This window comes from Paenibacillus massiliensis subsp. panacisoli DSM 21345 (assembly GCF_000426545.1).
Lineage (GTDB): Bacteria > Bacillota > Bacilli > Paenibacillales > Paenibacillaceae > Paenibacillus > Paenibacillus panacisoli.
On sequence record NZ_AUFO01000001.1, the window covers coordinates 263,968 to 285,537 of the forward strand.

18 protein-coding genes, 1 tRNA gene, 1 pseudogene and 1 riboswitch are annotated in these 21,570 nt (G+C 49.7%); of the genes and pseudogenes, 16 read left to right on the plus strand and 4 right to left on the minus strand.

All coding sequences use genetic code 11. The features are described from left to right. The first annotated feature begins 71 nt into the window (after positions 1 to 71). The 10 genes from rhaI to K331_RS0101180 all read left to right on the plus strand — a co-directional run bounded on the left by rhaI (position 72) and on the right by K331_RS0101180 (position 12,620). Positions 72 to 1,292 carry an L-rhamnose isomerase gene (rhaI, locus tag K331_RS0101130; protein ID WP_028588850.1) on the plus strand — a complete coding sequence of 407 codons (1,221 nt, stop codon included), beginning with the start codon at positions 72 to 74 and terminating at the stop codon, positions 1,290 to 1,292. After that, the gene (locus K331_RS0101135) at positions 1,289 to 2,773 is read left to right on the plus strand and encodes a rhamnulokinase (RefSeq protein WP_028588851.1); all 1,485 of its coding nucleotides are present in this window, start codon (positions 1,289 to 1,291) and stop codon (positions 2,771 to 2,773) included. The genes rhaI and K331_RS0101135 overlap by 4 nt, the downstream gene beginning before the upstream one ends. Before the next feature lie 5 nt (positions 2,774 to 2,778). After that, the gene (locus tag K331_RS0101140) at positions 2,779 to 3,537 is read left to right on the plus strand and encodes a DeoR/GlpR family DNA-binding transcription regulator (protein ID WP_028588852.1); all 759 of its coding nucleotides are present in this window, start codon (positions 2,779 to 2,781) and stop codon (positions 3,535 to 3,537) included. Positions 3,538 to 3,727: 190 nt separating this feature from the next. Next, on the plus strand, positions 3,728 to 4,453 hold the full coding sequence (locus K331_RS0101145; RefSeq protein WP_028588853.1) for a (Fe-S)-binding protein: 726 nt from the start codon (positions 3,728 to 3,730) through the stop codon (positions 4,451 to 4,453). Then, positions 4,450 to 5,982, plus strand: coding sequence for a LutB/LldF family L-lactate oxidation iron-sulfur protein (locus tag K331_RS0101150; protein WP_028588854.1), 1,533 nt, complete (start codon positions 4,450 to 4,452; stop codon positions 5,980 to 5,982). The genes K331_RS0101145 and K331_RS0101150 overlap by 4 nt, the downstream gene beginning before the upstream one ends. Beyond that, positions 5,975 to 6,700: a LutC/YkgG family protein gene (locus K331_RS0101155; RefSeq protein WP_028588855.1), complete on the plus strand. Its 726-nt coding sequence runs from the start codon at positions 5,975 to 5,977 to the stop codon at positions 6,698 to 6,700. The genes K331_RS0101150 and K331_RS0101155 overlap by 8 nt, the downstream gene beginning before the upstream one ends. Positions 6,701 to 7,264: 564 nt before the next feature. Continuing rightward, a complete protein-coding gene (locus tag K331_RS30820) occupies positions 7,265 to 7,816 on the plus strand; it encodes a PadR family transcriptional regulator (RefSeq protein ID WP_051289522.1) in 552 nt (183 codons plus the stop codon). 1 nt (position 7,817) lies between these two features. Beyond that, on the plus strand, positions 7,818 to 9,575 hold the full coding sequence (locus K331_RS0101170) for an ABC transporter ATP-binding protein (protein ID WP_028588856.1): 1,758 nt from the start codon (positions 7,818 to 7,820) through the stop codon (positions 9,573 to 9,575). Then, a complete protein-coding gene (locus tag K331_RS0101175; protein ID WP_028588857.1) occupies positions 9,547 to 11,526 on the plus strand; it encodes an ABC transporter ATP-binding protein in 1,980 nt (659 codons plus the stop codon). The genes K331_RS0101170 and K331_RS0101175 overlap by 29 nt, the downstream gene beginning before the upstream one ends. 295 nt (positions 11,527 to 11,821) lie before the next feature. Continuing rightward, positions 11,822 to 12,018, plus strand: a riboswitch (cobalamin riboswitch). 224 nt (positions 12,019 to 12,242) lie between these two features. Next, on the plus strand, positions 12,243 to 12,620 hold the full coding sequence (locus tag K331_RS0101180; protein ID WP_028588858.1) for a (2Fe-2S) ferredoxin domain-containing protein: 378 nt from the start codon (positions 12,243 to 12,245) through the stop codon (positions 12,618 to 12,620). 207 nt (positions 12,621 to 12,827) lie between these two features. Here K331_RS0101180 and K331_RS0101185 read toward each other — a convergent pair whose 3' ends face one another. Next, positions 12,828 to 13,415, minus strand: coding sequence for an NAD(P)H-dependent oxidoreductase (locus tag K331_RS0101185; protein ID WP_028588859.1), 588 nt, complete (start codon positions 13,413 to 13,415; stop codon positions 12,828 to 12,830). A gap of 251 nt (positions 13,416 to 13,666) precedes the next feature. Further along, positions 13,667 to 14,095, minus strand: a complete 429-nt coding sequence (locus K331_RS0101190) for a MarR family winged helix-turn-helix transcriptional regulator (protein ID WP_025677395.1) — start codon at positions 14,093 to 14,095, stop codon at positions 13,667 to 13,669. A 333-nt stretch (positions 14,096 to 14,428) separates the two neighbouring features. Here K331_RS0101190 and K331_RS0101195 point away from each other — a divergent pair, with 333 nt between their 5' ends. From K331_RS0101195 to K331_RS0101220, 5 genes are all read left to right on the plus strand, one after another. Continuing rightward, complete coding sequence (locus tag K331_RS0101195; protein WP_028588860.1) at positions 14,429 to 15,067, plus strand: cell wall hydrolase; 639 nt, start codon at positions 14,429 to 14,431, stop codon at positions 15,065 to 15,067. A gap of 356 nt (positions 15,068 to 15,423) precedes the next feature. Then, entirely contained in the window at positions 15,424 to 15,525 is a 102-nt protein-coding gene (locus K331_RS32415; RefSeq protein WP_208115152.1) for a YjcZ family sporulation protein, read from the plus strand. A 390-nt stretch (positions 15,526 to 15,915) separates the two neighbouring features. Next, positions 15,916 to 16,950 (plus strand): ROK family protein, encoded by a 1,035-nt coding sequence (locus K331_RS0101210; RefSeq protein ID WP_028588862.1) that lies wholly within the window; start codon positions 15,916 to 15,918, stop codon positions 16,948 to 16,950. A gap of 73 nt (positions 16,951 to 17,023) precedes the next feature. Continuing rightward, positions 17,024 to 18,223, plus strand: a complete 1,200-nt coding sequence (locus tag K331_RS0101215) for an MFS transporter (protein ID WP_051289575.1) — start codon at positions 17,024 to 17,026, stop codon at positions 18,221 to 18,223. Positions 18,224 to 18,413: 190 nt separating this feature from the next. Further along, the gene (locus K331_RS0101220; RefSeq protein ID WP_028588864.1) at positions 18,414 to 18,689 is read left to right on the plus strand and encodes an HPr family phosphocarrier protein; all 276 of its coding nucleotides are present in this window, start codon (positions 18,414 to 18,416) and stop codon (positions 18,687 to 18,689) included. Between the two features lie 343 nt (positions 18,690 to 19,032). On the opposite strand, the gene K331_RS30825 is transcribed toward K331_RS0101220, so the two are convergent. After that, positions 19,033 to 19,941: a hypothetical protein gene (locus tag K331_RS30825; protein ID WP_051289524.1), complete on the minus strand. Its 909-nt coding sequence runs from the start codon at positions 19,939 to 19,941 to the stop codon at positions 19,033 to 19,035. A gap of 361 nt (positions 19,942 to 20,302) precedes the next feature. Here K331_RS30825 and K331_RS28660 point away from each other — a divergent pair. Next, a pseudogene (locus K331_RS28660) lies at positions 20,303 to 21,258 on the plus strand (IS30 family transposase). A gap of 102 nt (positions 21,259 to 21,360) precedes the next feature. On the opposite strand, the gene K331_RS0101240 reads toward K331_RS28660, so the two are convergent. Then, positions 21,361 to 21,433 (minus strand) — tRNA-Val (locus K331_RS0101240). Positions 21,434 to 21,570 lie beyond the last annotated feature (137 nt).

Below are 21,570 nucleotides of genomic sequence, written 5' to 3' on the forward strand. Positions count from 1 at the left end.
TCAGTTCCGAATATTTCTTTTCATCCGCTGCTCCGGGTCATATAGAACGATAATCAGAGGAGGACTTCAGCATGTCGGATAAGGCATATCAATTATTTGAAGAAATACAGCAGGCTAGAGGAGTTCAGCTGGATGTAGTGAAGAAGAAGCTGAAGCAGCTGCAGATCGAGACTCCATCATGGGGCTACGGAGATTCAGGTACCCGTTTCAAGGTATTCCAGAAGACAGGGGTGCCACGCAATCCGTTCGAGAAGCTGGAGGATGCAGCCCAGGTACACAAGGTAACAGGTCTGTGTTCCTCGGTAGCGATCCATATTCCTTGGGATAAAGTCGACGATTATGGACAGCTTCGCAGTCATGCAGAGAGCCTGGGGCTCAAGATCGGTGCGATCAACCCGAACTTGTTCCAGGAAGATGATTACATGCTGGGTAGCGTGACGAATGCGGATGCAGCGATTCGCAAGAAGGCCACCGAGCATCTGCTGGAGTGCGTAGACGTGGCCAAGGAGACGGGGTCCAGGGATATCAGTCTTTGGTTCGCGGACGGTACGAATTATCCGGGACAAGGGCATATTCGCAAGCGCAAGCAATGGATGCTGGAGTCGCTCCAGACCATGTATAATGCACTGACTCCACAGATGCGCATGCTGATCGAATATAAGGCATTTGAGCCAGCCTTCTATCATACAGACATTGCTGACTGGGGCATGGCCTTCAACTACGCGCTCAAGCTTGGACCACAGGCACAGGTGCTCGTTGATACAGGTCATCACCTGCCGGGAGCGAACATCGAGCATATCGTAGCCTACCTGATTGATGAACAGCGTCTGGGAGGATTCCATTTTAACAGCTATAAATATGCTGATGACGACCTCATTGTGGGTGCGATCAACCCTTATGAGCTGTTCCTGATCTTCTATCAGATTCTGGATGCAGCTGGAGATTCGGATCAGGCGATTCAGGATACCGTGAGCAATATTGCCTATATGATCGACCAATCCCATAATATTGAACAGAAGATTCCGGCCATGATTCGTTCTGTATTGAACGTACAGACTCAATATGCGAAGGCGCTGCTGATTAATCATGCAGAGGTAGCGGAAGCAGCGGAGCGCGGGGATGTGCTTGCAGCCGAGGATGCTGTCCGTCAAGCCTTCGAATTCGATGTGGCTCCGTTACTGCGAGCTGTTCGCGAGGAGCAGGGATTGCCTGCAGATCCGATGAAGGCGTATTTGTCTAGTGACTATGCCCAGCAGATTACTGCCAGAGGCAAGGGCGGTGCCAGCTGGTGAATGTACTCGCCTATGATCTGGGAGCAAGCAGCGGCCGAGCGATCCTCGGACGTCTGACAGACGACCGCATCGAGGTGGAGGAGATTCATCGCTTTTCCAACGACCCGGTCAAGGTCGGCGACCGTCTGCATTGGGATATATTGCGCCTGTATCACGAATTGCTACAAGGATTGCTCAAGGCCAAGCATATGCAGGTACAGCCAGCGAGTCTTGCCATTGATTCCTGGGCGGTGGATTTTGGGCTGATCGGGAAGAACGGTGAACTGTTGGGTAATCCCTATCATTACCGTGATCCCCACACGCAGGGAGTGATGGAGCAGGTGTGCTCTCAGGCGGGTGCCGAGCATATTTTTGAGAAGACAGGGATTCAGTTCCTGCCATTCAATACCATCTATCAGCTGGTGGCTATGCAACAGGCAGGCTCACCAATGCTTAATGAAGCCGCACATTTTCTCATGATTCCGGATCTGTTACGGTATTTCCTGACGGGTGAGATGCTTAATGAGTTCACCAATGCGACTAGCACGCAGCTCTATAATCCGCGTCTTGGCGATTGGGACCGGGAGCTGCTCGGTCGGGTGGGAATCCCTGATTCGTGGTTCGGCTCCGTGGTAGACCCGGGTGCTGCTGCCGGTCAGTTGCGTCACAGCATCGGAAGTGACCTAGGAATAGACTCTATACCAGTCATTGCAGCAGCTGAGCATGATACAGGCTCTGCGGTAGCTGCTGTGCCAGCTTTGGAACGCTCCTTCGCCTATCTGAGCTGCGGCACATGGTCCCTCATGGGCACAGAAGTAGAGCAGCCAGTGATTACGGAGACGGCCTTCCGTTATAATTTCACTAATGAAGGTGGTGTGGGTCGCACCTACCGCTTGTTGAAGAATATTATGGGCCTCTGGATTTTGCAGGAGCTGAAGCGGGAGTGGGATCGTGAAGGGATCGTATACTCCTTCCCTGAGCTGGTTCAGCTAGCGGAGCAGGCACCTGCGTTCGCTACCTTGATCGACCCGGATGATGATCTGTTTCTGGCAGCGGGTAGCATGACCACGCGCATTCAGCAGTACTGCAGTCAGACGGGGCAAGCTGCACCGGAGACACCGGGAGCTTATGTACGCTGCATTTTGGAGAGTCTGGCCTTGAAATATCGCTATATTCTGGAGCTGACGGAGAGGGTGTCGGGGCAGCGCTTCAATGGTCTGCATATGGTCGGTGGTGGCATACACAATGCCCTGCTATGCCAGTGGACTGCGAACTCGATTGGAAAAATCGTATGGGCAGGTCCGGCAGAGGGGAGCGCGATCGGCAATTTAGCGGTACAATGGATGGCACAGGGTGTGTTCTCCGACATCTGGGAGGCGCGTCGTGTGATCCGTCATTCCTTTCCCGTCACGGAATATGAGCCTAGGGACATTGAAGCCTGGGAGCATGCTTATGGACGGTTCGTGGGTATGGCCGGATTGCAAATTTCAGAGTTGGAGTGAGTGGAATGCTGGTTGCAGAGCGATATGAACTGATCGTACAGCTGGTCAATGAAAAAGGAAGTATACGTGTATCTGAGTTAAGTGAGCTGTGCAAGGTGACCGAAGAGACGATCCGTCGTGATCTGGATCGGCTTGAGGAGGCGGGAAGACTGCGGCGTTCCCATGGAGGAGCCGTCAGCATCAAGGAGGAGCAGCCAGAGATTCCATTTTCCGAGCGTGAAATCATGCATGCGGAAGAGAAGCGTCGTATCGCGGAAGCGGCGATCCAGCTGATCCGTCCCAAGGACCGTATATTGCTGGATGCAAGCTCTACAGCCTGGTATATGGCTTCCAAGCTGCCGGATGTGCCGCTGACCGTGCTTACGAATTCAATTCGTGTAGCGACTGAGCTAAGCACCAAGGATAAAATTGATGTGATCTCGACAGGCGGACTGCTGGTACAGCGCTCGTTGTCCTTCGTTGGGCCGCTGGCGGAGCGTTCCCTGGATACGTATTACGTGGATAAAGTATTTTTGTCCTGTAAGGGCGTTCATCTGCAGCGCGGCGTAAGTGAATCCAATGAGCTGCAGGCGAGAATCAAGCAAAAAATGGTTGAAATTGCGGACGAGGTCATACTGCTGGCGGACTCCAGCAAATTCGGACAGCAAGCGTTGACGCATGTCACCGATCTCTCGCGAGTGAATACCATTGTTACAGATCAAGGAATACACGAAGATATACTTGCCGGGCTGAAGGAATGGTCCATAACCGTTACGACAGTATAGGGGCATTATCCGGGTTCGCTTGCTTATGCTGTTAGAGTCACTCCGTGTATCGTGGAGCCTGGCTCAGCAGGTGACAGCGCTAAATTCGGAGAGCTGTCCAGGCTACTGACAGGAAGCCAGGTCCGGTAATGGGCATGGCTTCCTGCTATATCAGGGCTACGAGGCGGCAGCAGATGAGAGAGGTGAGATGATGAAAGTATCCCTGTTTATTACCTGTTTGAGCGATGCAGTCTATCCCCGTGTCGGCGAGGCGATGGTCAGACTACTCGCGCGCTACGGCGTACAGCTGGAGTTCCCACAAGTGCAGACATGCTGTGGTCAGCCCGCTTACAATAGCGGCTATTGGGACGAAGCAAGGACAGCAGCAAGAACTATTGTAAGTGCTTTCGAGGATAGTGATTTTGTTGTATCTCCTTCCGGCTCGTGCACCTATATGCTGCACCATTATCCAGAGCTGTTCAAGGATGAGCCTGAATGGCTGGAGAAGGCGCGGGACTTGGAACGGAAGACCTATGAATTCACACAGTTTCTAATTAAAGTGCTGGATGTAAAGGATCTGGGGGCTGTATTTCCACATAAGGTGACCTATCACCCCTCTTGTCATGGCAGCCGTCTGCTGGGAGTAAAGGACGAGCCCTTGGAGCTGCTCCGCTCCGTCAAGGATCTGGAACTGGTACCTCTGCCCTTTGCGGAGGATTGTTGTGGCTTTGGTGGTACTTTCGCGGTGAAGATGCCGGATATATCGGGAGCTATGGTCACGGAGAAGGGTGATCATATCCTGGAATCTCAGGCGGAGGTACTGGTAGGTCTTGATATGGCCTGCCTGATGAATATTGCGGGTCATCTGCGCTATCGCAATGAGCCGGTGCGAGTCATGCATCTTGCAGAGCTGTTGTATGAGGGGGTGCAGTCATGAGCACAGGCAAAATGATGACCGAGGATGTGAAGGATCGCGCAGAGTTAGCGCTAAATAATGATTTCCTGCGCAAGGCTGTTCGCTTCACGACCGAACGTTTGCGCAATGGCAAGAAGATGGCCTCTGAGCAGCATGGTCATTGGGAGGAATGGCGCGAGCGCGGCAGACAAATCCGACTGCATACAATCGCTCACCTGGATTATTACTTGAATCTGTTCACAGAGCAGGCACGAGCGAATGGGGTTCATATCCATTTTGCCGAGCATGCGGCTGAGGCTGTGCAAATTTCCCTTGATATAGCTAAGCGTCGCCAAGCGCGAACGGTCGTGAAGTCGAAGTCGATGGTATCGGAGGAGCTGCATCTGAATCATGCGCTCGAAGCTGTGGATATTGAAGCGATAGAGACAGATCTTGGTGAATACATCATTCAGCTTGCTAATGAACCTCCCTCCCACATCGTAATTCCGGCCATTCACAAAAATCGCTATCAGATCGCCGAGCTACTCTCGAAGGAGGCCGGGGAGACGCTAGAGGCGGATACGACGATCCTGGCTGGATTTGTACGCAAAAAGCTGCGGGAGAAATTCCTGGAGGCCGATATTGGCATGACGGGCTGTAATTTCGCGATTGCAGAGACGGGCTCTATGGTGTTGTTCGAGAATGAAGGCAACGCGCGTATGGTCTCGACACTACCGAAGACGCAGATTACATTAATGGGCATGGAGCGGATCATACCGTCCTGGGCCGATTTGGAGGTCATGGCGACGCTGCTGCCTCGTTCGGCTACGGGTCAAAAGCTGACCATGTATATGTCAGGTATTACAGGGCCGCGCAGGACTGATGATGCAGATGGGCCAGAAGAGATGCATATTATCATCGTCGATAATGGTCGCTCTCTGCAGCTGGGGAACCCGGAGTTTCAGGAGCTACTAAATTGCATCCGCTGTGGTGCTTGCCTGAATGCCTGCCCTGTATATCGCCATATCGGTGGGCATGCCTACGGCGGGACATATAGCGGCCCGATCGGCGCGGTGCTAACGCCTGCACTCAATGGCAACGTGAATGAATGGAATGATATCGCGAGCGCCTCCAGTCTATGCGGAGCTTGCTATGAAGCTTGTCCGGTCAAGATCCCCCTTCATGACATGCTGGTATACCTGCGTCGGCGCAAGGTGGAGCAGGGACACGGCAACAAGCTGGAGTCTCTCGGCATGAAGGGCTTTGCCGCTGTCATGACAAGTTCCCGGCGCTTCACTGCGGCTGTTCGACTGGGTCAGCTCGGCCAGAAGCCGCTGGTCCGGCAGGGTGGCATCTCGCTGCGACTGGGCCCGCTTCAGGGCTGGAACAGCTATCGTGTCGCCCCATCACTTGCGGATCGCTCGTTCCGGCAGGGCTGGCAGACACTGGAGCAGGAGTTGCGTGAGCACGCCCGGCCAATGCAGCAAGATACGTTAAGGCGCATGGAGCAGATTAAGCAGGATCGTATCCAGCAAGCCCGAGCAAAGAAGGGAGGCGGCAAGCGTGAATAGCGAGCATCAGGAATGGCTGCAGAGGATGGAGGAGCAATCCAGAAGCAGACAGAAGCAGTTCATGCAGCACATTGCCGACCGACTCGGTCGACCGCGCGTGACGGAGCCCCCTCGTCATCCTTTTCGAGGCTCACCTGCCTTCTGGCGGGAATTCGAGTGGAGCGAGGAGGAACGTATTGCTGAGTTCACATCCAACTTCCTGAGTGTAGGTGGTCAGGTTGAGCGGCTCACTGATTGGTCAGAGGTGGGGGAATACATTCAGAGGCTGGCGGAGCAGATGAACGCACACTATATCGTAAGACAGCATCAGGACACCTTGGCTGCCTTGAAACTGGAAGAGCGCTTGCCCCATTCCCAGATCTCCGTATGGAATACGGAGAAAGACACAGCCTGGATGAGTCGAGCCGCTGAGGCTGACTTCGGCATCGTCGTAGCAGATCACGCCGTCGCCTACACCGGCTCCGTAACGGTATTATCCTCGGCGGATAAGGGGAGATCGGTGAGCCTATTACCGACAGCGTTAATTGTCATCATTCCTGTGGATCGATTGGTGACCCGGCTGGGAGAGGTCCTTACGACATTTGATGAGGCCGGGCGTGAGCAACTGCCAGCCGGTATACATTTTATATCCGGGCCTAGCCGATCTTCTGATATTGAGAATGATCTGACCATCGGGGTACATGGACCAGGGATTGTGCATGTGCTACTGGTTGGTTAAGACGAAATATACAACTCAACGTAGGATACGAGATCTCCTAGAATCTTGACTGAATATGATAACAACCAAGCCGATTTGGGATCACTGTGGTGATTACTGAGTCGGCTTTTTTGATGTTGGTGTCGAGTCTTCATGTGGATGTAGATATGGGTGTAAATGTAGATGTAAATGTAGATGTAGATGTAGATGTAGATGTAGGCTGTTGTCATCCTCGTCTTTTTATCCCCAGCCATCAGCGATATGAGTCCAGATATGAATATATTGACATTATAACGATATATCGTATACAGTAATCTTATATTAGCTTTACGATATATCGTAATCAGATACAGATTGAAAGTTCTGATGAGCGTCGTCGTTAGCGGAAAGCGGGAAAGCCTTAGAGAAACGACGAGTCCGCCTTGAAGCTTACTGTTCAACCGCGGTGTTCTCTTCGATCAAAGAACAGCAAGCTTAACAACGGTCGACAGGGCTCCTCGCTTGCAACGACTCCCGCTCCAGTTTGATTTAGTCAAGGTACTAAGTGGTTACTCCTAAGCTATTATTTGAAATGAGGTGAGTTACTTGCGTCATGGACATATGCATTCCAATCGTCGCTTCTTCGGGAAGGGCAGAATTAAATACGCTCTACTGGACCTGCTACGCACCGAGCCAATGCATGGCTATCAGATGATGAAATCACTGGAAATCAGATCGGGTGGACGCTATATTCCAAGTCCAGGCTCGATCTATCCAGTGCTGCAAATGCTGCAGGAACGTGAGTTAATCAGCATGGAGGAGCAAAATGACAAGAAGGTCTATTCTATAACTGCAGCGGGGGCGGCCTTCCTTCTGGAGCATGAGCAGTGTCATCCCGCGGAGAGTCATGTACCCAATCGTCCGGAGTTCCGAGGCATTACGGATCGTAAGGATTCGGATTGGAAGGACCCAGACACAGAGAGCGGCAAGCTGGTACGCTGTATCGCTGATGCCGAGCTCGACTACTGGGATGAGCCTGAGCGACTGACCGAGCTGAACCGACTCTTCGGCAAGCTGAGACAGGAGCTGATGGAATGGCTGGAGCAGCAGCCTGCCCGTAGCGATAAAGACTCCAATGCAGAGAAAGAGGAACGCTAGTATGTGGAAATTGAGATCGTTCATGAAGCCTTATTGGCTTTTTTGCATTCTGGCGCCCTTGTTAATGGTGCTGGAGGTGTCGATGGACCTATTGCAGCCTCTGTTGATGGCGAGCATCGTGGACGACGGAATTATGAAGGGAGATATCGCACACATTCAGCGGAACGGACTGCTGATGATAGGCGTGGCCTTCATTGGTCTGCTGGGGGGTGTGGGTTGTAATATTTTTGCTGCCATAGCCTCACAGAATTTTGGTAATGACCTGCGCATTCGATTGTTCGAACAAATTCAGTCGTTGTCATTCCGTAATCTCGATCGTCTGAAGACCGGCTCACTGATTACCCGGCTAACCAATGATGTGGTGCAGCTACAGAACTTTTCCCAGATGATCCTGCGTATGTTTGTGCGTACTCCCATGCTGCTGATCGGAAGTCTGATCATGGCGATTGCAATTAGTCCGAGCTTGACTTCGGTACTGCTGGTATCGGTGCCTGTGCTGATTTTGATCCTGTTTTTTCTCATCAAGCGTTCGTTTCCCTTATTCTCGGCCATGCAATCCAAGCTGGATGGGGTCAATACGGTGCTACAGGAGAGTCTGCTCGGTGTTCGGGTCATCAAGGCCTTCGTTCGGGCAGATTACGAGCAAGACCGCTTCGATCAAGTGAATAATGAGTACACGGGGACTGCAATCAAGGCGGTACGGCTGATTGCACTGAATCTGCCTGTCCTTACTCTGGTTCTAAATGCCAGTATTGTGGCGGTCCTGTGGTTCGGCGGACTGCAGCACTGGGGAGGCACGCTGGCTGTCGGCAATTTGATCGCCTTCATTAACTATATGACACAACTGATGATGTCGATGCTCATGCTGGGCGGTATGCTGGCCTTTATCTCCAGAGCCAAGGTATCTTCGGATCGTGTTAATGAAGTACTGGCGACCAGCTCTGAGATTACAGAGGAGCCGGATGCAGCAACAGCTGTGATCCACAGAGGGCGACTTGAATTTGAGCATGTGTCCTTTGCCTACGATGAGGCAGGAAGTGAACAGGTGCTTAAGGACGTAAGCTTCACGGTAGACCCTGGCCAGACTGTAGCCATTGTCGGTGCAACAGGCTCCGGGAAGTCGTCACTCGTCGGGCTCATTCCACGCTTCTATGATGTGAGTGCAGGTGAAATTCGGATCGATGGGACACCGTTACCGAGTATGCAGTTGGATCATCTACGGGGGAGTATCGGGATGGTCATGCAGCAGGTACTTCTGTTCAGCGGCACGATCCGTGACAATCTTCGCTATGGTCGTCCGGAAGCAACGGATGAGGAAGTGATCACGGCGGCAAAGGCGGCACAAGCTCATGATTTTATTACAAATATGCCTGAAGGCTACGATACGCAACTTGGACAGCGGGGTGTCAACCTGTCCGGGGGGCAGAAGCAACGACTCTCTATTGCCCGTGCGCTCCTGACGCGACCGTCCATTCTCATCCTTGATGACAGCATGAGTGCAGTGGATCTGGCGACAGAGGCGCGTATCCAGGCAGCTCTTGAGGACTTGATGAAGGATACGACCTGCATTGTTATTGCGCAGCGTCTGTCTACTGCGGCTGGAGCAGACCTGATACTCGTGCTGGAGGATGGGCGAATTGCTGCGCAGGGGACACATGAAGAATTGCTGCAAACAAGCTCGATCTATCAAGACATCTACCGATCACAGCATAGGGAGGAGGGGCATGGCTATGTCACAGCCAACGGAGCACAAAGCTAGCGATAATAGAGCTCAGGCAGGCTTGCCACCAGCCCAGAGGATGTTCGTTCCCGGTAGAGGATCTGGTGGTGGCCCTGGTCCCGGGCAAGGTCCCGTCCCCGTAGTTCGTGCTGAGAATTCAATGGCTACGCTAAAGCGCATCTGGACCTATTTAGGCCGCCAGCGGGCGGGACTATTCATGGTCTATGCGGCTACGCTGCTGGGAGCCTTGGCCACACTTGCAGGCCCATATTTCATCGGGCGAGCCATTGATGATTATATTATTCCACGTGATTATTACGGCTTGGTGCGTATATGTTTGCTGATCCTGGGGGTGTACCTGCTGAGTAGTGCTCTCACCTGGATTCAGGCCTATGTCATGTCCAGCGTCTCCCAGGGAACGGTCAAGGAGCTGCGTCGAGACCTTTTCGCCAAGTATCATCTGTTGCCTGTGCGGTTCTTCGACACTCGAAGTAATGGTGAGCTGATGAGCAGGGCGACAAATGATATTGAGAATATATCGAACTCCCTGAATCAGAGCGTTACACAGCTATTGAATAGTGTGATTACGCTGATCGGCTCATTGGTTATTATGCTGCTCTTGAATGTTCCGCTTACAGCCGTGGCGCTGCTAAGCATTCCACTGGTGCTGCTGGTTACGCGTCAGATTACACGTGCAACCCGAAAGTATTTCAAAGAGCAGCAGCGCCACCTTGGAGAGCTGAACGGATACATCGAGGAGATTGTCGGTGGTCAGAAGGTCGTTAAGCAATACGGGCGCGAGCAGGACGAGATCACTCGCTTTCGCACCATTAGTCAGCAGGTCAACAGAGTTGGTAAACGAGCCCAGATCTATTCCGGCATGGTCGGGCCCGTGATGAACCTGGTGAATAACTTTACCTTTGCGCTGATTGCAGCTATTGGAGGCTGGATGGCCTTTCACGATTGGACTACAGTTGGTGTCATTGTGAGCTTCCTGAACTATTCCAAACAATTCGGTCGCCCTGTAACCGAGCTTGCCAACCAGTATAATCTGATCCAATCCGCAGTGGCCGGGGCGGAAAGAGTGTTCGAGATTATGGATATGAAGACCGAGTATGATGAGCGACAGACCGAACGGGAAGAGCATCATGACAGTCATCAAGATCAGGACCGTGTGATCCAGCATGCGAGTAGGCCATCCCATGCTCTTGCGCAGACTAGAGAACAGGTCCAGTTGACCAGCAGCAGTAAGCTAAGGGGTGATGTCGTCTTCAGCAAGGTGTGCTTCAGCTATAGTGCAGACAATCCTATACTGACGGATGTATCCTTTGAGGCGAAGGCAGGGCAAAAGATTGCTCTTGTGGGACCTACCGGCGCTGGGAAGACTACGATCGTCAACCTGCTGACACGCTTCTACGATATCGACAGCGGCAGTATTCGTATTGATGATATACCGATTGACGAAATGGACAAAAACAGTCTCCGCAGACAACTGGGCATGGTGCTGCAGGATGCGCATGTCTTCTCAGGCTCTATCCGGGAAAACATCCGCTTTGGACGACTGAATGCGAGCGATGATGAGGTGGTACAGGCCGCACGTCTAGCGAATGCTGATGCTTTTATCTCACGTCTGCCTGACGGCTATGATACCGATCTGGGGGTAGCTGGAGGCAATCTGAGCCAAGGGCAACGTCAATTATTAACGATTGCCAGAGCGATTCTGGCCGATCCTGCCATTCTGATACTGGATGAAGCGACGAGTAGCGTGGATACGCGTACAGAAATGTATATTCAGGATGCTATGAAGACATTGATGGAAGGCCGAACGAGCTTCGTCATTGCCCACCGCTTGAGTACTATTCAGGATGCAGATCTGATTCTGGTTATGAAGGATGGCCGAGTTGCTCAGCAGGGTACGCATCAAGACCTGCTTGAGCGAAAGGGGTTCTATGCATCGCTCTATACCAGCCAATTTACGAATGTCAGCTAATGCGTCTTGAGCGCTCGCGAAGACTGGGACTATCACAGTCTAAAGAGTAAATGAAGTGCTGGAATGAACATAATGCGTTATGATTCATGTCAGAAGCGGTAGCCTTGAGCTCTTAGTCTAAATGGGGCTCGTCAAGGCTGGAATCATTCTATATAATGAGGAGAAGTGTCAATACCATTAGCTGTTGGCTATACAGCGACTGTGCCGTCTTGATTGCAGAATAAGCTCATGGCCAGTCTGTACAGATTCAGCTCACAGTAAGATTTGTGGAATGTTGGCATAGCTTGTATAGCTAGAACATACTTAGAATTCAGGTGCCTTTGTGATCTCACAAAGGGTAACAGGGAATAGGGTGAGAATCCCTAGCGGTCCCGCCGCTGTAACCGGGGAGCACATCTCCAAGACAAGTCACTCTGCCATTGAGGCTGGGGAAGACAGGAGACGGTGTACTGATCCGGGAGCCAGAAGACCTACCTGAAGTCGATAGCAGCACCCCCTTCGAGGAAAGGAACGGTGTACATAGCATCTCGTAGATGGTGTGGGAAAGCCCCGCTATGCCAGATGCCGGAGGAAGGATTGCCTAATGCTGAGGCTCCTGTTGTGGTAGCTCAGTATTGGCAGGCTTATTTCCGTATGTACACACCCCTGATCCGATAAGGATGCAGGGGTGTTGTTGTGTGTTGAGGGGAATCAATTGGACAGGAGTGAATGGGCAAATGGAACAGGTGACAACGAAACGAAGAGTATTAGGACAAGTGATGGTCTGCAACGGCTGCTGCTGCGGACGAACGGAGAAGGGCAAGCCAGGTATTCCCATGGATCGGCTGAAGAGTAGATGGAAGGAAGAGAAGCTGCTGAAATCCGTACAGCTCACGATTACCGGCTGTCTTGGCCCGTGTGACATTGCGAATGTCGTGTCCATCCAGACACCGGAAGGCCCGATCTGGCTTGGACGGATAGAAGAAGAGGCGGACTATGATGCTCTAATCGACTGGGCGGTTGCCTCCAGAGACGAGGAACGCTTGCAGGCTCTGCCTGAGCGACTACTCAAGTACAGATTCGAGCGCTTCAGTGCCGAGGCTGTTGCCAAGTAGAGGGGAAGCCTTGCCATGTTTCTGTAAGAAGATAAAGGGCCAGAGTCATATCACATGTGATACAGTGATTAACCTCTGAGCCCTGTTTTTTCTTTATATTGTTTCCTTGTTCATGAATTGTAGCTGTTAGTGCAACTGATCAAGCTCTGCTAATGCCGATAGTGCAGTCTGAGGAGATTGCTTCTTCATGAGCTTGAGCTGCTCCACTTATTGAGGGAACAGTGTGCTGACACGATTTTTAATCTGGCTCAAAATATCAGCATAGGCTTCCTCGCTCAGGCTACCAATTCCACCAAAGAGAAGGTGGTCCACGGATTCAATACCGACAAAATCAAAAATACCATTCGTGGACGTAATCTTCAGACCATCCGTCATGCCAATGGAGTCGTATACCTCCTTCGGTGTTCCGTGCGTATTAATGATAAGGCCTTGTTTACCCTTGAGCAGCTTGGCAATGCCTGCCTCTTCATAAGCATATGCGTAGCCGTAGGCAAATACCCGATCTACATATCCCTTCAGAATGGCTGGCAGCCCTGTCCACCAGATCGGATAAATGAAGGTCACGACGTCTGCTGCCGTGATGTAGTCTTGCTCGGTCTTAATATCCTCAGGTGTCTGTCCTGCTCTCATCGCGGCTGTGTCTGCAGAAGTCAGTACAGGCTCAAAATTCAGTTCATACAGGTCACGAACGATGACCTCATGCCCGTTACTCTCCAGGGCCTGAACTGTAGTGTTCAGAATGGCTCGGTTAAAGCTGTCAGTGTGCGGGTGTGCAAATACGATTACATGTTTCATCTAGATTCCTCCATTAAATTGAATATAGGTACTATATTATATGAGCATTTTGCATAGCTATCCAACATGGCGACTCTGCCTTGAAATGGGCCAATGCCTTCAATCCTGAAGTGCTTGTTTGCAACTTCTGTTGCGCAATGATCGTTCAACCTCATTTCGACGAATGGCCTGTGGCGCGTGCATTATGCCGCATGATAATCATTGATTGCATAGACATCAATGTATTTCGTTAAAAAAAGACAGCGCACATCTTATGTCGATAAACGCTGCAAAATATCGCCTAGCCATACTTCCAGTTGCTCCTGCTCGGCCGGGCTTAGACTGCCATAAATGGCTTGATTCAAGGTGTCTGAAATGTCTCGAAATACAGGCTCCAGTTCTCTTCCCTTATCCGTCAGATGAATTAACGTTACACGACTATCCTGATGGCTCTTGATTCGCTGAACGTAGCCGAACTTTTGTAGCTTATCTACCAGGACTGTCACAGTTGGTTGGGTACGGTGAATCCTGTCAGCCAGTGTCTTGATAGACAATCCATCCTCTTGGTAGAGATGAAGCAGGATATCTCCATGAGAGGGGACAATATCAAAGATCTGATGCTTCTCAAGCTCGGCTACAATCAGCTTGTTCATGGCATCTCTTGTTTTCCCTATAAGGGATGCGGCATTAAAATGTATCATATTTGCATGATACATAGATATCTATGTAAATGCAAGTATTTTATGACCCGTGAATAAAGTAACAAAAATGTAACCACAGTCCTATAAATATAAATCGTTGTTTGCTGAATTTAAAGAGGCGAAGACATGCTGTTTACCCATTTTCGAAGCAGGTTAAGCTGGGAACTTGTTCCTGAAAATTGGAGTAGGCAGGTTAGGACTATGGAAGGTTATCCAGCGGAAAAGGATATGTTACACTGCAACGGATGTGGCAGATGGTTCATGCGAATTGGAAGGAATGTGCGCATGAGTCTGATCACGAATGTATCAAAAGGAAGAAGAGGAGATAAGCTCATGAAAAAATGGATCGTCATGTTGACGCTTCTGTGTCTGTGCAGTCTGCTAGTGATGCCCAATACGGCGCAAGCCCAAGCACTAAGTAAAGGAATGCAGAGCGAGCATGTATTGAAGCTGCAGGAGCAGTTGCATGCGCTCGGATATTTTCATGCAGGCTTTACAGGCTACTTTGGTGTCAAGACCGAGGCGGCCGTCAAGCAATTTCAACGGGATCACCGTCTGACAGCAGATGGTGTCGTGGGATCTGCAACACAGGCCAAAATGGACTCCTATGGTGAGGTGAAGCAGACAGTATTGGAGCAATTGGCCCGCATCATTCACGGTGAAGCGAGAGGGGAGTCGTTCGAAGGGCAGGTAGCAGTGGGAGCGGTTGTTCTGAATCGTGTTCAATCGGATCTATTTCCAAGCTCAATTCCAGATGTCATATTGCAGCCGCGACAGTTCACGGCAGTACAGGATGGTCAATATCGTCTGGCTCCCAACCACAGCGCCTATCGTGCAGCGAGGCAAGCCCTGAACGGAGTAGACCCGACGAATGGATCATTATTTTATTACAATCCGGCGATTGCCACTTCCGAGTGGAGCATCAATCGTCCAGCCGTTATGTCACTGGGGCGGCATACATTTACGAACTGAAGAGGCTAGGTGTAGTGTCTGCCATTATCAATGAGTGATAATGTTGCCAAGTGGCCGATGAAGCTAATTTAACTAAATGTAGTTAACGAATATAGTAATGGATTCAAAGCTCTCCCAAAGCGAGTTTAGTTCGACATAGCAAAAGCATTAGAGCAAGGGATCGCCTGCGAGGCGGTCTCTTATTAATAGTCAGCGATAGCAAATGCCCTGCTCAAGGAGTACGGCCTTTGGACTATGTGGCTACGGGTCACGTGAGCCAATGCCTGATTAGGCTGTTTTTTGTCATAGTGCCCTGTCCTTGGCTCGGCATCCTACATAATCTATATCAAGCCCCTAGAGAAAGGAGGGGAATTAACGTGGGAGAAGTTAACCAAGGCTATGGCGGATGGACATCAGTTGGTGCCATTCTGGTTCTGTTCATTTTGCTCGTTATCATCACTAAGGCTTTCTGGGTGTAAGGACTGTCAGAGAGGGCTAGATGAATAGCCAGTCATGGTTCTATGGCTGAGCGAATTTCAGAATAGCAATATACACGCAGCAATCGGCAGCTTAGGGGTGTGTAGTCAGTCCCAGCAGATGGAATGGAGCTTTCAGTGAAAATCTTCAGGATATCTGAGGAAATGGCTGCACATCCCGGATCGGAGCGGGCAGCACGATTGAATGCATTTGTTGAAGCAGGCAGCGCCTCTAAGGCGAGGTCTGCTTTTTTCATATTGGCGTTAGATATCATCATTAAGCATTGACTTTTCTGAAGGTACCATCTACACTTCATTTATTAAAATACTTTTAAAAACTAAATGAAACTGAGAAAGGCTGAAATAGTTCAAGAAAGGAGGCTGCCCAGTAATATGAATCCCATCTCGCATAATACGCAGCAGATGAAGCGGCTTAATGTGGAGCTGGTCAAAAATACGCTGCGTTCCATTGGTGTGGGTACCAAAGCGTCGGTTGCCAGCCTGACGAAGCTCAGCATCGCTACCTGCGGCACAATTCTGAACGAATTGCTCCAGACAGGGGAGATTATTGATCTTGGCCCAGATGAATCTAGCGGAGGAAGACCTGCAAGCCGTTATCAATTCAACGCAGACTACGGCAGTGTCCTCTGTCTAATCATCCGTACAGAAGGTGGCATACACTCGATCTCGCATACCTTGGCCAATCTGAATGGAGAGATTATAGATGAGCAGAGTGTCATTATGGAGAGCATTACGCCAGCTATCGTAGAAGCTCTAATCAATAAGCTAATGGATCAATATCAACATGTGCAGGCCATCGGTATCGGCATTCCAGGTGTAGCGCATAACGGTGTTATTGGTCTTTGTGATGTCCCTGAGCTGGTTGATCAGCCGCTAGGTCCACGGCTAAGGGAGCAGTACACTGATGTGGAAGTGATCATTGGCAACGACATGAACCTGACCGTGTATGGTCTGTACAATCAGCAGCAATTTGCAGAGGAGACGAATTTTGCAGTCGTAACTTTTCCAAAATCACATTTTCCAGGGGCAGGCTTCATGATTGAGGGACATCCGCTCTCGGGTAGCACCCATTTTGGAGGTGAGGTGTCCTTTCTGCCCTTTGGTGTATCAAAGGAGGAGCAGCTACGTCTGCTTAATACAAGAGAGGGCTTGCGCATGCTGGTCGGAAAGACGCTGGTATCCATTATCGCGATTATCAATCCGGCTGCAATCGTAATTACTGGCGACACGATGGACGAGTCTATGCTGGATGAACTCACGCAAGACTGCCTGACTATGATCCCGCAGGAGCATATGCCGAACCTCATCATTCGTAGAGATACTGCAAGTGAATATGTGGCCGGGCTCATTGCTGTGGCCTTGGAAAGTCTGACGTATCGTATGGAGCGAATTGAGAAGAGATGGTAATATCTAAGGACAACTGGAGGGACTTATTTTGAATTCCGAACCACAGGCACGAAAGTTCAATAAGCTATACGCCATGCAACTGGCTACCATCTTTTTGGGATTCATAGTTTTTGGGATCTCTGAAAATGTAAAAGGGCCCGCAATTCCACGTATCCAGTTCGACTTCCATCTTGATGAGAAGCAACTGGGAACGTTACTGTCCCTGAATGCGTTGGGATATCTGATTGCTTGCTCGTTCACGGCTATATTGGTCCGCAAATGGGGAATCAAGGCAGTGAGCGTGCTTGCTTTTGCGTCCATGATTTTGTCAGGGGTATTTATTTACTTATCTCATACATATCCGCTCTTTGCTTCTTCATATTTCTTTATGTATATCGGGAACGGCATGCTGGAGATCGCATTGGCCATCCTTGGCGCGCGAATTTTCGTGAAGAATACGGGGATGATGATGAATCTCTCTCATTTCTTCTACGGTCTTAGTTCAACCGTTGCACCGCTACTGGCGACCGGCGTAATGTCCTTGACCGTGTTCGGGCATGTGCTGGACTGGCGTGGCATGTATCTGGTTACGCTATCACTATGTTTGTTGCCGATTATTGCGGCACTACGAAGTACATTTCCTGGTGATGATCTGCCACATGAGGATCGGGTATCGCTCAAGCAGCTTACTCGTGATCCTGTTCTGTGGCTTGTAGTTATGATCCTATCGTTCGGTGTCGTATCCGAAATGGCAGTGGGAGGCTGGCTCGTCAACTTTCTGGAGAAGGCCTATGCTTGGGATACGGTCAAAGCCTCGGGTATGCTGTCAGCCTTCTTTCTGACCTTTTCACTGGGAAGGTTATTGCTTGGGCCACTGACTGACCGGATCGGGTTCGTCCTCTCGCTTATTCTGTTTTCCGCTTTCTCGGCGATCTGCACGTTCGTGGCGATTGCTGGTGGAGAAGAGATGGCTTTCCTATTTGCGGTATCCGGCGCAGGTATTGCTATTATCTATCCGACAGTCATGGCGCTGATTGCCAAAAGATATCCTCATGGCAGCGATACAGCAATTACATTCACGGTTACACTCATGGGGATCGGTAGTGTCATCGGTAACTATGTGATTGGTTGGGTCATTGATGCCTTCAAAGCAGCGTATGGTGAGACAACGGAGCTTGGCTTGCTGCGTGGACTGCAGGCAGGGTACGGCTTCATCGGCTTGTGTGCGGCTATCTGCTCTGTGTCTGGTGTGATATTGTATGTGTATTTGAAGCGCAGACAGCAATTGATCTAGTATAATGCTTCCACATAACCCTCGTGCTTCTGAACGCATACGATATTGGACAAATGGAGGATCATTTCCTTCCTTGAATGATTGCATCTGATGTACCATCGTGATATGTTACTAATGTTATAACGCCTATCTGACGATATAATATTAGTCACATTGACGAAGCGCATAAAGAACTAAGGAGACATGAGTTATGAGGGTACATGAGTTTATCATTCAAGGTGATCTGGACAGAGAGGATATGATCCGTATTTGTACGGATGCTTCCCGCTTTGCAGCAAGGATTACACTTCAATATAGAGATGAGAACGGTGAACGAATTATAGATGTGAAAAGTCTGCTCGGGATGATGCTGATCGCAATCCCTGCTGGTACGTCGGCACGTCTCATCACAGTCGGCATGGATGATCTGGAAGCGCTGGAGTATTTGCTGCCAGAGTTCGAAGGTCATGCTGAGATGTATGTGTAGATTGTAGGATATGAGACGAAGGGCCAGTCACAGGCTACGTACTCTGGAGGTCACGATATTCATTGGAGAATGTTGTGATACCGGAGGGCGTGTCTGGGGCTGGCTTTTTCAATAGAGGCTGGGAATGTATTGAAAAAGGTTTTGTGTTTTTTTTTGTTTTTATAGTTCTTATAGGCTCGGTTCATTTGGAAATTGCACAAGCAAGTCCCTCAAGTACTTCTACACTTAGACTGGCAAATGGGTCCGTTTACATAGGGGAGGTTAAAAATGGACAACCCCATGAAATCAAAGCAGCCCTGCTAACCATCGATGGTCGGCAGGGCTGTTTTAGTAATGTCCTATGTCAGTTGTTCAAACTGTCCACTTCATCAGTAAAGGCGCTCATGTACTGCTTGAATTTCCCAGTGTCAAAATTAGAGTTGGGATCATTTGCCTTCGGTGGGTTATCTTGAATGTGTTGATATAAACGATCCGCTTCCTCAGAGAGCTTTGTCCATATTTTCTTAGCTTGAGCATACTTCTCGTCTAAGTTTTTTACATATTCATCATATTCGGCTTTCTTAGCCATGGAATTCCCTAACAGATCCACAGTGAATTCTACATCCAGGTCTTGACCTGTGCTACTGGTGCCTGTATGTATGTACGAGCTTACATCAACAAAGCCAGCATTCCAAAGATCTGCAACGATGTAATTACGTATCTCGCTTAGTTTTTTCTCCGGAGATGGTTCGTCTGCAGTCTCGGGTATCGGTTCTTTAAAGCTACTTCTTAGCTTAGCGAAGTCCTCGTCATTCGAGTGAATACCCCATGTAATCTTATTGTCTTTGAATAGGACAATTAGCTCACTGGTTGGATTCGTTCCTTTTTTTCCTTGGATAAGAATAGCTGTGTCTTTCCCGCCTTCAGCGTCCGTATACTCAGTTGATTCAATAACCTTGGGATCGTTCAGCTTATCAACCTCAGGAACTTGGACATTTACCACCAGTTGAAATAATGATTGCACATCTGGATGGATCTTGTTTGAAATAAAAGCCTCTCTGGCTTCTTGATCTGAGCCATTTAGAAAGACATTAATGTATTCCAGCGCCATTTTTTCATTGTCGGTGAGTACTTTCTCTACGACAGAATTTGAGGACTCTGCCGAGATTGGAGCAGAAGCCGCATTTGAAGGTTCAGTGCTCGCTTTTTGTGAGCCGCAGCCTGATAAGATAATTGTAGCTGAGGCTAGACAGAGAAAAATATGTTTCTTCAAAGGTATATCCCCCTAATTTATGACAGTCCTATATAGCTTAACAGACCTAGGAATATATTACTATCTTAATTGCAAAATAAGCCAATAAAGATATATAGTAGTTAATAATATCGGAAACACTCCAAGCGATAACTTGCTGAAATAACAGGAGGACGTTAGGTAGCCTATGAAGAAGTTCAGAAAGATAATTTTCGCATTAATAGCAACATTCTTAATAGTTGTTGGCATTATTAATTTTTTTGTTGGACTGATTGTAATATGAAGTGCGACACCTACTGGAAATAAATATACAAAAGAGCCCATGGCCGGATTCGTGTAGAATGAAAGTTCCCCAACCCCATTCACACAAGGAGAACCCACCATGAGCAACACACATCTTAGCATAATCGAGCGTAGCAAGCTAGAAATCCTCCACCAGCAGGGGAAAAGTACCAGAGCGATTGCCAAGGAACTTGGCAGACATCATGCCACCATTGGCTGTGAACTCCGCCGAAATGTAGCAGAGCATCTGTACTGCGCACAGAACTCTCAAGAGAGCTATGTCCAGCGCCGTAAGGCTTCAGTCCCCGGAGGTAAGTGGAGCCTAGAACTGGTGAGTCGCATCGAAGAAAAGCTTCAGGCGACCTAGTCTCCGGAGCAGATCGTAGAGCGATTGCGTCAGGAGGGTTAATCGATGGTATGTTTTAAAACGATCTATCGCTGGCTGTATACAGGCCGTCTGGTGAAAGGCGTGCTTGCTGTCCTCAGGCACAAAGGGAAGCAGCACAAGCCAGCAGAGACACACGACAAGTTTGCTGTGGGAAAGCCCAGCTCTCAGCGTCCGAAAGAGATTCGTAACCGGGAAACCTTCGGCCATTGGGAGCTGGATACGGTGGTCTCGGGCCGTGGGAAAAGCAAGGGCTGCGTAGCTACGTTCATTGAACGAAAGACCCGCTTGTATACAGCAATTCGTATGCCAGACCGTACCGCGTTGTCGATGGAGATTGTCTTTAGGGTAGCGGCTTCGCAGTACCCTGCCCATGTGTTTCCAACTGCTACCGCAGACCGTGGCAAGGAGCTCGCCTGTTACACCAGCCTAGAAGCTATTCATGAGGTGCAGGTGTATTTTGCAGATCCGTATTCCTTCTGGCAACGCGGCTCGAATGAAATGCCAATGGCCTCCTGCGAGAGTTTTTCCCCAAGGGGACGGATTTCGCGCAAATCACGGATGAAGCTCTAGAAAACGCTCTGCACTTGATCCATCACAGACCACGTAAATGTCTGGGCTGGGGAACCGCTCATGAATCCTTTTCAGAGGAACTGTCGCACTTGGCTTGACAATCCGTCGTTGAAAATCATTGTTCTTGAGAACCCTATCTGAGAGTGGATAATATGCGTAAAAATAATAAAAAACCCTTACGTAGTAAGGGTTTCCAGCAATGATCTGTAGTGGGCTCGAACCACTGACCCCTACCCTGTCAAGATAGTGCTCTCCCAGCTGAGCTAACAGATCAGATATATAACGATAATTAACATAATAGCGTAGATTCTCAACGTTGTCAACTGTATTATTAACTGAATTAGGCTGCCAGATACAGATACATTTCGTTCTATAATCAAAGCAGGCCTCAGAAAAACACAACCGTTCCC

Excerpts from the sequence above, each read along its gene's own strand:
- rhaI (WP_028588850.1), top strand. The coding sequence starts at position 72 with ATGTCGGATAAGGCATATCAATTATTTGAAGAAATACAGCAGGCTAGA.
- K331_RS0101140 (WP_028588852.1), top strand. The coding sequence starts at position 2,779 with ATGCTGGTTGCAGAGCGATATGAACTGATCGTACAGCTGGTCAATGAA.
- K331_RS0101145 (WP_028588853.1), top strand. The coding sequence starts at position 3,728 with ATGAAAGTATCCCTGTTTATTACCTGTTTGAGCGATGCAGTCTATCCC.
- K331_RS0101150 (WP_028588854.1), top strand. The coding sequence starts at position 4,450 with ATGAGCACAGGCAAAATGATGACCGAGGATGTGAAGGATCGCGCAGAG.
- K331_RS0101170 (WP_028588856.1), top strand. The coding sequence starts at position 7,818 with ATGTGGAAATTGAGATCGTTCATGAAGCCTTATTGGCTTTTTTGCATT.
- K331_RS0101175 (WP_028588857.1), top strand. The coding sequence starts at position 9,547 with ATGTCACAGCCAACGGAGCACAAAGCTAGCGATAATAGAGCTCAGGCA.
- K331_RS0101180 (WP_028588858.1), top strand. The coding sequence starts at position 12,243 with ATGGAACAGGTGACAACGAAACGAAGAGTATTAGGACAAGTGATGGTC.
- K331_RS0101185 (WP_028588859.1), bottom strand. The coding sequence starts at position 13,415 with ATGAAACATGTAATCGTATTTGCACACCCGCACACTGACAGCTTTAAC.
- K331_RS0101190 (WP_025677395.1), bottom strand. The coding sequence starts at position 14,095 with ATGATACATTTTAATGCCGCATCCCTTATAGGGAAAACAAGAGATGCC.
- K331_RS0101195 (WP_028588860.1), top strand. The coding sequence starts at position 14,429 with ATGAAAAAATGGATCGTCATGTTGACGCTTCTGTGTCTGTGCAGTCTG.
- K331_RS0101210 (WP_028588862.1), top strand. The coding sequence starts at position 15,916 with ATGAATCCCATCTCGCATAATACGCAGCAGATGAAGCGGCTTAATGTG.
- K331_RS0101215 (WP_051289575.1), top strand. The coding sequence starts at position 17,024 with ATGCAACTGGCTACCATCTTTTTGGGATTCATAGTTTTTGGGATCTCT.
- K331_RS0101220 (WP_028588864.1), top strand. The coding sequence starts at position 18,414 with ATGAGGGTACATGAGTTTATCATTCAAGGTGATCTGGACAGAGAGGAT.